The 15,394-nt window shown below is 65.3% G+C and carries 11 protein-coding genes and 2 tRNA genes; 5 read left to right on the forward strand and 8 right to left on the reverse strand.

The features are described 5' to 3' along the window. Positions 1 to 2,169 carry a TonB-dependent siderophore receptor gene (locus MF609_RS11130; RefSeq protein WP_242416390.1) on the reverse strand — a complete coding sequence of 723 codons (2,169 nt, stop codon included), beginning with the start codon at positions 2,167 to 2,169 and terminating at the stop codon, positions 1 to 3. A 194-nt stretch (positions 2,170 to 2,363) separates the two neighbouring features. Here MF609_RS11130 and MF609_RS11135 point away from each other — a divergent pair, with 194 nt between their 5' ends. Continuing rightward, entirely contained in the window at positions 2,364 to 2,990 is a 627-nt protein-coding gene (locus MF609_RS11135; RefSeq protein ID WP_242416391.1) for a DUF4198 domain-containing protein, read from the forward strand. Positions 2,991 to 3,028: 38 nt separating this feature from the next. Here the strand turns inward: MF609_RS11135 and MF609_RS11140 are convergent, their stop codons facing one another. Continuing rightward, positions 3,029 to 4,987 (reverse strand): sialate O-acetylesterase, encoded by a 1,959-nt coding sequence (locus MF609_RS11140; protein WP_242416392.1) that lies wholly within the window; start codon positions 4,985 to 4,987, stop codon positions 3,029 to 3,031. A gap of 89 nt (positions 4,988 to 5,076) precedes the next feature. Further along, positions 5,077 to 5,826 (reverse strand): FadR/GntR family transcriptional regulator, encoded by a 750-nt coding sequence (locus MF609_RS11145; RefSeq protein ID WP_242416596.1) that lies wholly within the window; start codon positions 5,824 to 5,826, stop codon positions 5,077 to 5,079. A gap of 318 nt (positions 5,827 to 6,144) precedes the next feature. On the opposite strand from MF609_RS11145, the gene MF609_RS11150 reads away from it, so the two are divergent. Genes MF609_RS11150 through MF609_RS11160 form a run of 3 tightly spaced genes read left to right on the forward strand, consistent with a single transcriptional unit; the run spans position 6,145 to position 10,753 of the window. Next, positions 6,145 to 7,728 carry a glycoside hydrolase family 43 protein gene (locus MF609_RS11150; protein ID WP_242416393.1) on the forward strand — a complete coding sequence of 528 codons (1,584 nt, stop codon included), beginning with the start codon at positions 6,145 to 6,147 and terminating at the stop codon, positions 7,726 to 7,728. A gap of 1 nt (position 7,729) precedes the next feature. After that, positions 7,730 to 9,079, forward strand: a complete 1,350-nt coding sequence (locus MF609_RS11155) for a glycoside hydrolase family 27 protein (protein ID WP_242416394.1) — start codon at positions 7,730 to 7,732, stop codon at positions 9,077 to 9,079. A 33-nt stretch (positions 9,080 to 9,112) separates the two neighbouring features. After that, complete coding sequence (locus MF609_RS11160; protein WP_242416395.1) at positions 9,113 to 10,753, forward strand: glycoside hydrolase family 43 protein; 1,641 nt, start codon at positions 9,113 to 9,115, stop codon at positions 10,751 to 10,753. Between the two features lie 58 nt (positions 10,754 to 10,811). Here MF609_RS11160 and MF609_RS11165 read toward each other — a convergent pair. After that, positions 10,812 to 10,888 (reverse strand) — tRNA-Arg (locus MF609_RS11165). A 135-nt stretch (positions 10,889 to 11,023) separates the two neighbouring features. Then, positions 11,024 to 11,100, reverse strand: a tRNA-Arg gene (locus MF609_RS11170). 83 nt (positions 11,101 to 11,183) lie between these two features. Here MF609_RS11170 and MF609_RS11175 point away from each other — a divergent pair. Beyond that, the gene (locus MF609_RS11175; protein WP_242416396.1) at positions 11,184 to 11,678 is read left to right on the forward strand and encodes a hypothetical protein; all 495 of its coding nucleotides are present in this window, start codon (positions 11,184 to 11,186) and stop codon (positions 11,676 to 11,678) included. Positions 11,679 to 11,681: 3 nt separating this feature from the next. Here MF609_RS11175 and MF609_RS11180 read toward each other — a convergent pair whose 3' ends face one another. Genes MF609_RS11180 through hemB form a run of 3 tightly spaced genes read right to left on the reverse strand, consistent with a single transcriptional unit; the run spans position 11,682 to position 15,387 of the window. After that, positions 11,682 to 13,877: a spermidine synthase gene (locus MF609_RS11180; protein WP_242416397.1), complete on the reverse strand. Its 2,196-nt coding sequence runs from the start codon at positions 13,875 to 13,877 to the stop codon at positions 11,682 to 11,684. Beyond that, positions 13,874 to 14,404, reverse strand: a complete 531-nt coding sequence (locus tag MF609_RS11185; protein WP_242416398.1) for a GNAT family N-acetyltransferase — start codon at positions 14,402 to 14,404, stop codon at positions 13,874 to 13,876. The genes MF609_RS11180 and MF609_RS11185 overlap by 4 nt, the downstream gene beginning before the upstream one ends. Then, the gene (gene hemB / locus MF609_RS11190) at positions 14,401 to 15,387 is read right to left on the reverse strand and encodes a porphobilinogen synthase (protein WP_242416399.1); all 987 of its coding nucleotides are present in this window, start codon (positions 15,385 to 15,387) and stop codon (positions 14,401 to 14,403) included. Before hemB ends, MF609_RS11185 begins: the two co-directional genes overlap by 4 nt. Between the last annotated feature and the right edge of the window lie 7 nt (positions 15,388 to 15,394).

The raw sequence follows: 15,394 nt of genomic DNA on the forward strand, positions 1-15,394 counted from the left end.
TCATGGCAACGTTACGCGGATGCTGGCGAACACGGTGCGCGGCGCTCCATAATAATTGCCCCGCCCGGTCGACGAGATACGGGCATAATAGCTGCGATCAAACAGATTGTTGACGTTGAGCGCCAGCGAAAGATTGTCCGTCAGCCGGTAACCGGCACGCAGGTCGGCCACGGCATAGGCTCCCTGCCGGACGATCGACGACCGGGTGCGCAGGGTGCCATCGGCATTGAGAATCGCCGGATTGCCGCTCCAGGTCGAATCGAACCACGTCACGCCGGCACCGATGCTGGCACCGGCAAGCGACCCGTCCGATACCTCGTAGTTGGAATACAGCTTGACCATATGTTCCGGGATTACCGGCAACAGGCTCAGCCCTTCCAGTACCGGATTGGCGTCCTCCAGATATTTCGTCCGGGTGAAGCTGTACCCGCCATTGACCCGCCAGCCGGGCAGGATTTCGCCGCTGGCCTCCGCCTCGACACCACGCGCGCGGACCTTGCCGGCCTGATAGACCAGAGTCGGTAGGTTCGGATCGTTGATGGTGCGGTTAGTCTGCGTGATCTGGTACAGCGCCGCTGATAGCAGCAGCCGCTTGTCCATCAGCGACAGCTTCGTCCCGGCTTCATATTGCTCGCCGATCAGCGGTTCCAGCTTGCGTCCGTCGGGGCGGACCCGGCCGGGTGAGGATTGCGGCGTGAAGCTGTCGGCATAGCTGGCATAGACGTTCAGGTCGGGGGTCACGTCCCAGACCACCCCGGCATAGGGCGTGAAGCGTTCGTCGAAGCCGTACCGCGTCGGCAGCGGGATCGCGCCGCTCGCGACGCGGGTCGTAATGATGGTCGTGTCCCACCAGGTCATGCGACCACCGCCAACTAGTGTAAGACCCGCCAGCGGGCTCAGGCGCAATTGACCGTAGATGCCATATTGTTCGACGTCCGTCGCCGACCCGCCATAGACTTGCCGAACGAGGCCGTTCGGCCCCTGATAAGCAGGCAACGGGCCATAGGGATCGAGCGGCGGTTCCGCCGGCGAGACCGGGTTCAGGACGTCGATCTGCGCATAGTTGGACAAGCGGGTATAGTCCGACGTCGCGGAACTCGCCTGATAGTCGGCGCCGACGATCAACGTTTGTTCCCGCCCGAAGGCAGGAAAGCTGCCTACCCCGTTGAAATCGAACGACCGGGTCTGCATCCGGGTGTCGCCGCGATAGGCGATATGGTTGGTACGGCCGTTTGTCGGCGTGATCGGCTGATTGCCGATATAGCTGTATATGTCGGTGCGGCCGACCTCGGTCAGCATGGCCGTTCCCCGCAGGGTCCAGCGATCGCCGATCCGGTGTGCTACCTCGACAAAGCCGTTCCAGCTTTCGGCCCGGAAGCGATTCCAGTCGGCACCGAGATAGGTCGAGCGTCGCACGTCGAGCAAGCGGCCTTCGCTCCCGTCCGCCCCGCCGATATAGCCGGGCAGACCGGACTGTATCGCAGGCTTGAACAAGTCGTAGTTCCCGCCGACCGTGATCGTGGTGCTGTCGCCGATTTCGGTATCGGCAACGCCGAACGCGCCGAAGCGATAGCGATGGGCGACGTCGAAGAACTGATCCTCATCGAGCAGCATCGCGCCCAACCGGACACCGGACCGATCGTCCAGTGGTGTCGACACGTCGACCTCGCCGCGAAACTTCTGATAGCTGCCATAGCCGGCCATGGCAGCGACCCGGCGCGTGTCCAGCGGCCGTTTACGCACCAGATTGATGCTTCCGGCCGGATTGCCTGCCCCGCTGAACAATCCTGCGGGACCGCGCAGCACCTCTACCCGGTCATAGATGAACAGGTCCGGCAGCACAGAAGGCAAGGACAGCGTCGGAACGCCATCGACCAGATAGTTGCTGATGGTGAAGCCGCGCGACAGAAAGGACGGATCCTCGCTGCTGATACCGGTGATCGTGACACCGTTGGTGATCGTCAAGGCGTCTTCGAGCGTGAACAGGTTCCACTGCTGCAACTGTTCCTGAGCGATCACAGTGATCGTATTGGGCACATCCTTAAGCGGCGTCACCGTCTTGCCCACGGCTTGGCCATAGCTCTTGCCCACGACGACGATGTCATCGGCGCGCTGTTCTTCCGTCACCTCTTCCGTCGCCGGTTCGGCGAAGGCCGGTGCGACTGGCATAACACACGCTCCGAAACCCGCCAGCAACTTGCAACGAACCGAATGCTTCACCCCAACCCCTTTTGCGAATCGCTTTCAATATCAACGGCACTTAACGGGGGTCGCTGTTGAATGCAACGCTATTGCGAGCTACTCTCATTATTACTACTATCGGATGATCGGGCGGTTCGGTTTGCCCGTTGCAGGAGAATAATATGCGACGTTTGGCTGCGGTGATCGCGCTGGCAGTGCCGGCGACGGCAAATGCGCATGAGGTATGGGTCGAACGCGATGGCGCGGGGCCTGCGCGAATCTATCTCGGCGAACCGGCCGAAATCATGCCGACCGGTGGCGATCCCGAGTTCAGGAACCTTGTCGCGCCCCGGATCGTCGGTCAAACTGCGACTAGGCAGGTACGTCGAGCGGGATTTATCGAGGTCGAAGTCGCGCCGGGCGATGTGCGCGTAACGGACGATTCCGTGTTCAAACCATGGGGCGATCCCGGCCCGAAGGAAGGCGTGGTCTATTACGCCCGCGCCGGGCGCAGTGAACCGGCTACGAAAATGGCGTATGAGATCGCGCCGCTAGCGGCCGGATCGAACCGTTTCGCCTTGCACCGCAACGGCAAGCCGGCCGGCGGGGCGAAGCTGACCCTGGTGACGCCGGAGCGCCGCAGCGTCGAACTGACCGCCGACGCCGACGGCAGCGTGGATGTGCCGGTGGCGGGAAAGGGCCGCTACCTGCTGACGGCGGCGCAGGTCGAAACCGGGAAATTGCGGGTCGCAGGTGGTGCGGTGGACAAGCTCCACCATATCGCCACCACGACGTTCGTCGTGGACTGACGGCGGGGCGGCGGGGCTGACACCCCGCCGCCCGACAATCAGCGCACTGGCAGCGTGAACGGTGCAGCCGGCAGGTCGGCACCGTCGAACAGGTTCACGAACGGCGCATCGGACCACGCATAGCGGATCGCCGTCACCTCCGGCCAATTGGCACCGGGCAAGACGACCGTATCGCCCTGAACCGTCCCGTCGACGAAGCTGCAGGTTGTTCCCGTACACCGTTCGAAACCGATCGCCGACGCGCCGCCATAGCGCTGCAGCCCGTTCGTGACATTGCGAAAGCGAACGACGATATCGCTTCCCTGTCGTACCGCGTCGGCCGCTTCCGGGCCGCTGCGCAGGCCGGGGTGGCGATAGGCGACGACCCGTGCCAGCCGGGCGAGGCGTTCGCCCACCACCTTTTTCTGTGCGGGGTGAATGTCGAACCGATCGCCGATATCGAGCGTCACGGCCAGCCCGGCATGGGCGTCGGCTGCGACTGCCTCTGCCTCCGCCTGACGCAGGGCCGCCCAGCCGGAATCGATGGGTACCGTCTGCGGCTTGCCGAACGCGGTCAGCTGCACGACGAAAAAGGGCAGATCGGGCTGCGCGAAGTTACGCCGCCAGTCGGCCATCAGGTTGGTCAGCAAACCGCGATAGGCCCCCGCCTCCCCGGTATTCGACTCGCCCTGATACCATGCCGCGAGCTTCAGACCGTATCCGGAAAGCGGGGCGATCATGCCGTTGTACAGGGTCGTGAGGCTGTTGGGCACTTCCCACGGTGCGGGCGCGATCTGGGCATCCTTGATGGGGCTGCCGAGGCGATAGCGCCATGGGCCGTTCAACGGGACCGAGCGGCCATCGTTCAGGCCGATCGCGCGGTTGGTCGTGTTGGTGAACGCCATGCGCCCATTCGCCCCGACCGCACGGATCGCGACTACGTTGCGTCCCGGTTTCAGAACGCCGGCCGGAAATTCGTAATTGCGCCAGACCCAATCGACGCTGCCACCACCGACATAGCGCCCGTTGATATAGGTTTCGTCGAACTTCCCGATCGGCCCAAGCTGAATGCGCTTCGCCGCGGCAACCTGTTCAGATGTCAGGTCGACGACGGTCCGCAGCCAGACCACGCCGTCCAGCCCGGTGCGGTCGGCGGCGGGTAGCTGGCCGTCATCGGCGGGCAGCGTCGTCCAGCTTCGGTCGTCGAAGGTCGCGGCACGGAACGCCAGCTCCTGCTTCGCCGCCGGGTCATAGGCTTCCCACGCCCGTTCGCGGCGCGCGCCTTCCCGTGCGATCGCCTCGGCCGGGTTGGAGCCATAGGTAGCGACGGTGGCCAAGCGATCGGCGAAGCCCGGCAGCTTGCCGAGCGAAGGCGCGCTGATCCAGCTTTCGATCCGGGTGCCGCCCCATTCCGACGCGATGAACCCCATCGGCACCTGTTCGGTCGCGCGGAGTGAGCGCGCCATGAAGTAGCAGACCGCCGACGCATCGCCGACGGTTTCCGGCGTCACCGCCTTCCACTCCGCCCGCGTCGGCAGGTCGGCGGCGGGCGCCGGAACACTCGTGTCGGGGATCGTCACGAAGCGGAGTTGTGCATCGTTCGACGACGGTACGACCTCCAGTCCGGTGGCATGACGAATCTGGAATTCCATGTTCGACTGCCCGCCGCACAGGAATACGTCGCCGACCAGCACGTCCGATATCTGCTGCGTGGGCGCACCCGTCGCGCCGCCGATCGACAGGGTATAGGGGCCGCCCGCCGTCATCGCCGGCAACGTCGCGCGCCATTTGCCATCGCTTGCCGCGCGCGCCGTGACGCTGCGTTCGCCAAGCTTCACCGTCACCGTCTCTCCCGGCGCGGCGGTGCCCCAGAGGGTGATCGGCCGGTCGCGTTGCAGCACGGCGTGGTCGCCAAAGATATTGGCAAAGGCGGGCACGGTCGACTGCGCCAGTGCGGGCGCGCTTCCCGCCAACAGTGCGGCGGTCAACCCTGCCGCCCATACCGTGAACGAACGCATATCCTCTCCCCGATTCGCTGTGAGCGCTACCATGGCAAAGGCTGCGTGCCGGCGCCAGTCGGGGCACGTACCCAAGCGGGGAATGGCGCTCAGCCCATGGCGGATCGCGTATCGTCGAGCGCGAGCGACACCAGTGCGGTCATCGCCTCTTCCGCCGCGCGCGGATCGCCTGCCACCACTGCGTCGAACACCCGCGCATGGTCGGGCACCGGATCCCGCGGCAAGGCGCGTTGGCGCTGCTTGAACTGGGTCGTCCAGTTGACCGCCGCGCCGATACTGGCGCTGAGCGCGACGAACGTCTCGTTATGGGTGGCATAAATCAGCGCGTCGTGGAAATCGCGGTCCGCCGCCCGTCCGGCTTCGGTCGCCAGCGTGTGGCGACGCATCCCGGCAAGCGCGGTCTTCAACGCCTTGATGTCGTCCTTGTCCCGCCGTTCCGCCGCGAGCCGGGCCACTGCCGGTTCGACCACCGAGCGCAATTCGAACAGTCCGCGCACGAATGCGATGTTCGGTTCCCCTTCGAATGCCCAGGCGAGAACCGTCGGGTCGAGGAAATTCCAGCGTCGCCGCGGCAGGACGCGGGTACCGATCTTCGGACGGCTTTCGACCAAGCCCTTTGCCGTCAATACCTGCACCGCCTCACGATACGCACTGCGCGATACGTCGAGCGCCTCGGCATTGGCGACCTCTCCGGTCAGCAATTCGCCTGGTGCGATCCGACCGGACACGATGGCCGTGCCCAGATAGTGCGCGACTGCGCCACGCAGACGACGACCGGACCCCTTGCGCGATGATCCGGCATGGTCGCCCAGCGCGCCAGTGGTTTCCGAATCCGCCATGGCGGCGTCGTCCAGTGCGTCGTCCGTGTTCACGAAGCTTCCCTCACCCTTGGTCCCGATCAACGCGAAACGCCGTCACCGAATTGTACAACTAAAGTCACGCTGCCGTCCGACGGGACGGTGGCATCGGCACGCTAGGCACGCGAACCGCCGCCGTCAAACGTCAGGCCAGTGCAGCACCACTAACCGACGGAAAGATCGATCATCGGTTGGGCAAATCTCAGCCGGAACCGCCCGACAAAAGGCGTTGACCGATGGATGCGACCCAAATACCCAGACTAATAGCGAGCGTCAGACATCGCTGTCAGGGGGGATGCAATGCGGGGTTCGACTGCAGCGGGCATGGCGTTGGCGACACTCGCGCTGCTGGCGGGCGGCTCAAGTTCGGCCCAAATGTGGCGAGCGGATCAGGGCGACGGCACCTATCGCAACCCGTTACTGTTTGCCGACTATCCCGATCCCGACATCATCCGCGTCGGCAACGACTATTATTTCGTCACCACGACCTTCGCCAATGCGCCCGGGCTGACGTTGCTGCGTTCGAAGGATCTGGTGAACTGGCAGATTTTCAGCCATGTCGTGCCGCGATTGGACGACCGGCCCGAATATTGGCTGGCCGAGGGCAAGGATGCGTATCGCCGCGGTCTGTTCGCCGCCAGCCTGCGCTTCCATGGCGATATGTTCTATGTCGTGGTTACCCCGGTCGGACAGAACACCCGCATCTATCGCGCCCGCGACCCACGCGGTCCGTGGGTAATGAACGAGTTGGACCGGGAAGCATTCGATCCCGGCCTGTTCATCGAAGGCGACGGGACCGGCTATATCGCCACGTCGATCGGATCGGACGGTACGATCCGCCTGCTGAAACTGGACCCCGCCTTTCGGCGGGTCGTCGACGATCGCAAGGTGCATTATATTGCCGGCGCGGAAGGGTCGAAGATCGTCCGGCGCGGCAGCTATTATTATCTGTTCAACGCCATTCCCCGTCGGCTGGGGCTGACGGTATCGCGTGCCCGAAGCCTCTATGGCCCATGGGAGACGCGGCCGCAGATCGACGACCGGAGTGGCGGGCATCAGGGCGCGCTGGTCGATACCGCCGATGGTAGATGGGTCGGCTTCGTCATGCTCGATGCCGGCGCGATCGGGCGAACGACGAATTTGAGTCCAATCTTTTGGCAGGACGACTGGCCCGTGTGGGGCACGCCCGACGCGCCGAACCGGGTACCCGTCCGTGCGGCGAAGCCGATTGACGGCTTCCCCTTCGCCGAGCCGGCGACATCCGACGATTTCTCCGCCCGGCAGCTGGGCAGTCAGTGGCAGTGGAACCATAACCCGGACGACGCCCGCTGGTCACTGCGTGAACGACCGGGCTTTCTGAGGCTCCGGCCGACCCGTGCCGAGGGCCTCTGGTCCGCGCGCAACACGCTGACGCAAAAGGCACAGGGACCGCGCAGTCGGGCGGAGGTCAAGCTGGACATCGGACATGTCGCACCCGGCGATCGCTGCGGCTTCGGTACGTTCGGCCAATATAGCGCAACGTTGGCAGTCACCCGCGACGCAGCGGGCAGGCCAAGCCTGTCGATGGACGTGATCGAAAGTACCGACAAGGGACCTTCGATCGACCGTCGTGTCACGGCGGTGCCATTTGCCGGCAGGACGCTGTGGATCGGTCTCGACCTCGACTTTACCACCGACCGCGGTCGGCTGTCCTATAGTGGCGACGGGGTAGAGTGGCAGGCTGCGGGTGGCGACTTCCCGCTCGCCTTCGCATGGCGCACCGGCACCTTTCAGGGACAGCAGATGGCGCTGTCCTGCTACAATCCTGCACCGGGCAAGGGCTATCTCGACGTGGACAGCTTCCGCTTGCGGGCACTGCCGGACAGCAAATCGGGGAACAAGTGACGTGACCGCAGACATTACCCGCCGGACCCTGATCGCCGGGGCTGCGATCGCACCCGCCATTGCCGGCCCCGCCCGTGCAGCGCCGCGCACCCGGCCACAGCTCGCCCCGACGCCACCGATGGGTTGGAACAGCTGGAACAGTTTCGCGACGACCATCACCGAAGCACAGGCGATGGAGACGGCGGCGATCATGCGCGACCGGCTGCTGCCCGCCGGCTATTCGATCTTCACCATCGATATCCAGTGGTATGAGCCGGGCGCGACTGGATATGCCTATCGCGCCGATGCCGTGCCGGTTCTGGACGATCATGGCCGGTTGCAACCCGATTCCGTTCGCTTCCCGTCCGCCGCCAATGGCAAGGGCTTTCGCGCCATCGCCGACCGGGTCCATGCGATGGGCCTGCAATTCGGCATCCATCTGATGCGCGGTATCCCGCGCGAAGCGGTGCGGCGCAACCTGCCCGTCCTCGGCACCCGTTACCGTGCGCAGGACATCGCCGACCGGACCAGCATCTGTTCGTGGAACAGCGACATGTATGGCGTCGACATGCGCCATCCCGGAGCGCAGGCCTATTACGACAGCGTGTTCGCGCAATATGCCGATTGGGGCGTCGACCTGGTGAAGATGGACGATATGAGCCGCCCCTATGACGCCCATGCGCCGGAGATCGAGGCGGCGAGCAAGGCGATCGCCAACTCCGGCCGCCCCATCCTGCTGAGCCTGTCGCCCGGCGAGACCCCGCTGGCCAGCGCCGACCATGTCCGGGCGCACGCGCAGATGTGGCGGATCAGCGACGATTTCTGGGACGAATGGCCGCTGCTCGACGCGCAGTTCGTCCGGCTCGAAAATTGGCAGCGCTTCGCTGGTCCCGGTGGCTGGCCCGACGCCGACATGCTGCCGCTGGGTCGGCTGGCGCTGGGCCAGCGCGATACGAAGTTCACCCCCGCCGAACAACGGACGCTGATGACGCTGTGGTCGATCGCGCGCTCGCCGCTCATCATGGGGGGAGACCTGCGCCATCTCGACACGGCGACGCTCGACCTGCTGACCAACCCGGAAGTCATTGCGGTCAACCAGACTAGCTCGGCGAACCGCCCGCTGTATGTGCAGGACGGGATGCGGGCGTGGACCGCGCGCAGCCCCGGCGGGTCGACCTATCTGGCGCTATTCAATCCGGGCGACAAGCCGTCGCGACCCGGCGTCGATCTACGCTGGCTGAAGCTGCGCGGGCCGGTCCGGGTACGCGACCTGTGGGCACGCCACGACATCGGTACCGTGGCGAACCGGGTCGAAGCCGATGTAGCACCGCACGGCGCGGCACTGTTCCGCCTCGACGGTGCCAGTGCCTGATCCTTTCCGAAGATCGAATCGAAAGACCTGCCGATGCTGCGCACCCTGATGACCGGCCTGCTCCTTACCACCAGCCTGGGCACGGCGTCCGGCGAACCCGCCCGGTTCAGTCGCTTCACCTATGACGGGCACAGCGTCGAACGGGCCACGCCCGGCCCCGACCAGTATCGCAACCCGATACTGTCGGGCTATTACCCCGACCCGTCGGTCATCGGGGTGGGCGAGGACTATTATCTCGTCCTGTCGTCCTTCGCCCATTATCCGGGCCTGCCCATCTTCCATTCGCGTGATTTGGTGAATTGGACCCAGATCGCCAATGCGATCGACCGACCCGAACAGCTGGATTTCAGCGGACGTCGCGTGTCGGAAGCGGTGTTCGCGCCCGACATCAGCTTTCATGACGGCACCTTCTACATCGTCAACACCTGCGTCCAGTGTCGCGGCAACTTCGTCATCACTGCGAAGGATCCGAAAGGTCCGTGGTCGAACCCGATCTGGCTACCGTTCGAAGGGATCGATCCGTCAATCTATTGGGAGGGCGACCGGGCCTATATCGTCAATAACCGCGCGCCCGACGAAACCCTGCGCTATGACGGGCATCGCGCGATCTGGATCCAGGAATATGACTGGCGTGCGGGCAAGATGGTCGGCCCATCGACCCAGATCGTCAACGGCGGCGTCGACCTGTCGAAAAAGCCGGTCTGGATCGAAGGGCCGCACATCTTCCGCAAGGACGGCTGGTATTATCTGACGGCGGCCGAAGGGGGCACCAGCGTCAACCATTCGCAGGTTGTATTCCGGTCGAAAAGCCTGCGGGGACCGTTCGTGCCGTGGAGTGGCAACCCGATCCTGACGCAGCGCGACCTGCCGAACGATCGCGTCGATCCCGTCTCGGCAGCGGGGCATGCCGAACTGGTCCAGACCCAGAAGGGCGACTGGTGGGCGACCTTCCTCGCCGTCCGACCCTATGGTGACGATTATTACAATATCGGGCGCGAGACGTTCCTGCTGCCGGTGACGTGGAAGGATGGCTGGCCGACGATCCTGCCCGCCGGACAGCGGGTGCCGTTCGTCGCACAGCGCCCGAAGCTGCCACGCCAACCGGCCCCCAAACTGCCGACCAATGGCGACTTCGGCTATGTCGACGAGTTTGACGGCACCAAGCTGGCGATGCAGTGGATCGGCGTCCGCACCCCGAAGTCGCCGGTGTATCGACTGGCGAAGGGGGAACTGCTGATCGATGGCGCTGCTGCGATCGGCGACCAGAACGGCGTGCCCGGTTTCGTCGGGCGGCGGCAACAGCATCATATCGCGAACATCGCTACCACCGTTCGCTTCACCCCTCGCACGGACGGCGACCGCGCCGGACTGGTCGCGATGCAGAGCGACGACAGCTATCTGTTCTTTGGCTTGACGAGTATTGTCGGAAAGCCGGTCGTCGCGCTCTACACCCGCGCCAAGGGGGCGGAGCAGTTGGTGGCCAGCGCACCGGTCGACGGCAACGCGCCGGTGACGCTGACCCTGCGGGCGGATCGCGGCAAGATGGCGGTGGACTATGCAGTCGGCGGAAAGGCGCGCACCCTTGCCAAGGATGTCGATATCCGCTTCCTCAGCACGCGCATGGCGGGCGGTTTCACCGGTACCGTCGTTGGCCCCTACGCCTATCGACGCTGACGGCGGAGCGCGCACAAAGAAAACCCCGCCAAGTCAGCCGACCTGGCGGGGTTTTCCATGGCGCACCCGGAACGATTCGAACGTCCGACCCTCAGATTCGTAGTCTGATGCTCTATCCAGCTGAGCTACGGGTGCCCGGTGGAGGCCGCCTGTTAGAGAGGCTTTCGCGATCTTGCAAGTCGTTACGGCAGAGAATTTTCACCGCGCCAACGCCCTGCCAGCCACACAAAGAAAACCCCGCCCAGTCAGCTGACCCGGCGGGGTTTTCCATGGCGCACCCGGAACGATTCGAACGTCCGACCCTCAGATTCGTAGTCTGATGCTCTATCCAGCTGAGCTACGGGTGCCCGGTGGAGGCCGCCTGCTACAGGCCGCTTTCCCGGCTGGCAACCCCGTTGTGTCAATTTTTTTGCATGGGTATCGGTGGCGCATGACCCGCTCCGCGATCCCGCTCATCCTGCCCGCCGCTCTGTTATCGGCCTGTGCCGCACCGGCCGGGGATTACCCGTCGCTCCTCCCGCGCCCGATCGAGAAGATCAGCCTGGCCGAACCGGTCCGGCCGGTACCGGTGGCAACGCCCGATGCGACGCTGGACGCGAAGATCGTGACGCTGGCGCGCGAAGCGGCAGCGGCGAAGGCAGCGTTCGACGCTGCCGCCGCGCGTGTCGGCAAGACCGTCAATGCAGCATCGGGCAGTGCGGAAGGGAGCGAACGCTGGCTGGGCGCGCAAGTGGCGCTGGCCGAGCTGGACGTCGCACGCACCGCTATCGACGTCCCGCTCGCCGAACTCGAACGGCTGGCGGTCGATCGCGCGACGGCAGGCCAGCCGCCCTACCCCACGCTCGACGCGACGCTGGCAAAGGCCAATGCCGACGCGGCTGCTCAGCGGACGACGATCGCCACGCTGAACAGCCGGTTGAAATAGCCGCTATTTCAGCGCGCGCAGTACCGGCAGGATCGACGCATAGTCGTCGGTCCACGGTGCGGTGTCGGTGACGGGCAGCGGTTCCCAGTGACCGCCCGACGCAAGCAATCCGCCCAACACCTCCGGATCACGGGTCAGCGCGATCCAGACCGAACCGGTTTCCGTCGGATCGGCGGTGGCGGGCTGGTACGGCAACTGCGCCGCCGTCCACCCGCTCGCCGTGCGCGCGACGACGGGCGGCAGGTCGAGATAGCGGTTCGACACATGCACCAGCAGCAGGCCCCGCCGCCCCAGCACGCGGCCATAGGTTGCGAACGCCTCCCGCGTCATCAAATGCATCGGCACTGCGTCGGAGGAAAATGCGTCCAGTGCCAGCAGGTCGAGGCTGCCAGCCGGCTCCTCCGACAGGGTCAGCCGCGCATCGCCGATCGCGATCTGGGCATCGGGAGCGCAACGACGCAGGAAGGTGAACGCGCCCGAATCGCGCGCGATCCGCACGACGACCGGATCGATCTCATAGAAGCGCCAATGCTGGCCCGGGCGGGCGTAGCAGGCGAGCGTACCCGTACCCAACCCGACGATCCCGACCCGTGCCGCTGGCCCGTACAGCGATGGCACGGCCTGCAACGCCTGCCCCACCCCCGAGTTCGGCACATAATAGGTGGTCGGCGTCCGCTCCCGCTTCGGCGTGCCGGTCAGCTGGATGCCGTGCAGGGTCGTGCCGTGCTGCAGTTCGTTGACGTCCTGCCCGCGCATGATGGTGTAGACGCCGAAATAGCTGCGGGTCCGCGCACCCGGCTCCAGTGAGAGGGCGATCGCGCGATAGCCGCCGAACAGGAATAGGGCCGATATCAGAGCGAAGACATAGGGCGCACGCGCACCGATGGCGAACAGTCCGACCGTCACGATGGCGAAGAAGGCGACGGCATCGGGCTTCGCTCCCAACACAGCGCCGGGATTCGCCATGCCGATGGCGACCAACGCGGCGATGACGAGGATCGTCGCGACTCGCAGCTTCACGCCCCCCGCAACCCATAGCCGCTCGGTCACCGGCAGCAGGAACGGCAGCGGTGCCAGCATCCCGGCGGCGAGGATCAGCAGCGGATATTCATAGGTCCAGTCGAACAGTACCGGCGCGACCAGCCCGGCAAAGGCACCACCAAGCGCCCCGCCCACGGACATCGCAAGGTAGAAGCCGGTCAGCCGCCCGGGAGCCGGACGCAGCGCATACATATGCGCGTGCAACGTCACCGAAACCGCGAACAGCAGGATCAGCGCCGCCAGCGCGCTCAGCAGCGGAAATTCGTGATGGCCGCCGATCATCATTCCCCCGAAGACGAGGATCGTGATCGGCGCATAACGCGTGATCGCGTCGGCCATCGTACGCCGGGCGGAAAACGCTACGGTAAAGCTCAACAGATACAGCCCGAGCGGCAGCACCCACAGCAATGGCACGGCGACGATATCGGTCGTGAGGAAGGTGGAGGTCGCGAGCATCAACCCCGAAGGGACCAGCGCCAGTACGATCCAGTGCAGCACCCGCCGCGCGCCGGGCGCTTCCCCCTTCTCAAGCGGCATCGCCTGTTCGCGCCGATGCGGCAACAGCCAGCCGCAACCGATGACCAGCACGAACACGACCGCGTAACCGACGCTCCAGCCCCAGCTTTGCGCCCGCAACGGCAGCAGCGGCTCGACGAGCAATGGGTAGGCGAGCAGCCCGGCGAAACTGCCGACGTTCGACGCGGCATAGAGTGCGTAGGGGTCGCGGCCCGGACAGATGCAGGCGAACCAGCGCTGCAACAGCGGTGCCTGCGCCGACACCGCGAAGAACAGCGGTCCGATCGATGCGGTGAGCAACCAGGGCGTCCATAACGCCGGTTCGATCCCGGTCGGCGTCGGTGTGCTGTTGACGCCGATCGGCAGCCATACCGCGGCGCACAGCAGCACGAGGATATGCACCGCCGCCTGCGCCTTCGGCATCAGCTTGCCCAGCAGATGCGCATAGGCATAGCCGCCGAGCAGCAACGCCTGATACACCAGCATCGCCGAGTTCCACACCGCCGGCGCCCCGCCCAGCTGCGGCAGGGCCATGCGCGCGACCATCGGCTGAACCAGAAACAGCAGAAACGATCCGGCGAGGATCGTCGACACGAAGATCCAGCGGATCGGCCAGCCGGCAGTCCGTTCGGGTGTCGTCACGGACGCGCTTTCCAATAGGTGATGTGCGGGTTCAGCGGGCTGTCGGCGGGAATGGCCGGGTGGATGAAATCCTCATCGACCGACCGGACCATGCCGATCCGCTCCATCAGGCCCCAGCTGCGGGAGTTGGCTAGGACGGTGATCGCGCCGATCCGATCGACCGGCAGGTTGGCGAACCCCCAGGCGAGTGACGCCTCCGCCGCCTCGCGGGCGAAACCCTGCCCCCAATTCTCCTTGCCGAACCGCCAGCCGATCTCGACGCCACCTTCCAACGGCGTACCCTCGGCACCGGGCTTCAAGCCACAGAAGCCGAGCATCCGCCCGGTCGCCCGCTCCTCCGCGACCCAGAAGCAATAGCCATGGGTCGTGGCATAGCCATCCTGTCGCGCGATTGCCGCGTCGACTTCGGCGCGAGTCATCAAGGCCGGGAAGTAGCGCATCACGTCGGGATCGGCGCAGTGCGTGTAGAAGGTTTCGCGGTCAGCATCCTGCCAGCGCCGCAGGACCAGCCGTTCGGTTTCGATCATGCGCCCAGCAGCCGCGCGGCATGGGCGGCGTGATAGGTCAGCACGCCGGAACATCCCGCCCGCTTGAACGCCAACAGCGTTTCCAGCACCATCGCGTCGCGATCCGCCACGCCCGCCGCGACACCCGCCTCGATCAGCGCATATTCGCCCGACACCTGGTAAGCGAAGACCGGTACCTCGAACGCCGCCTTCACCCGGGTGATGATATCGAGATAGGGCATCCCCGGCTTGACCATCACGCTGTCCGCTCCCTCGGCCAGGTCCAGCGCGACTTCACGCAGCGCTTCCTCGCTGTTGGCGGGGTCCATCTGATAGGTCTTCTTGTCGCCTTTCAGCAGGCCATGCGTGCCGACCGCGTCGCGGAACGGGCCGTAAAAGGCGCTGGCGTATTTCGCGGCATAGGCCATGATCTGCACGTTATGATGGCTGTCGGCCTCCAGCGCGTTACGGATCGCGGCAACGCGGCCATCCATCATGTCCGACGGCGCGACGATGTCGCTGCCCGCCGCTGCTTGTACCAGCGCCTGTCGCACCAGCGCATCCGACGTCACGTCGTTCAGGACATAGCCGGCCGCATCAACGATGCCGTCATGGCCGTGCGAGGTGTAGGGGTCGAGCGCGACATCGGTCAGCACGCCGATCTCCGGCACCGCATCCTTGATCGCGCGGATCGCACGGCACATCAGGTTGTCTGGGTTGAACGCCTCAGCCCCATCGTCGCTGCGCAGTTCACGCGGCGTGTTGGGGAACAGCGCGACGACCGGAATGCCGAGATCGCGCGCCTCTCTCGCGCGCTCGACGATGCCGGCGAGGTTCCAGCGCGATACGCCGGGCAGTGCCTTGACCGGTTCGCCATCGCCTTCGGTCACGAACAGCGGCCAGATCAGGTCGGCCGGCGTCAGGATGGTTTCGGCGTGAAGCCGGCGGCTCCAGGCGGTGGCGCGGGTGCGGCGAAGGCGCAGCGCGGGATAAGCAGCGGACATGGCGCGA

It is taken from the genome of Sphingomonas panni, from assembly GCF_022664435.1.
In the GTDB taxonomy this organism is placed as follows: Bacteria; Pseudomonadota; Alphaproteobacteria; order Sphingomonadales; family Sphingomonadaceae; genus Sphingomonas; species Sphingomonas panni.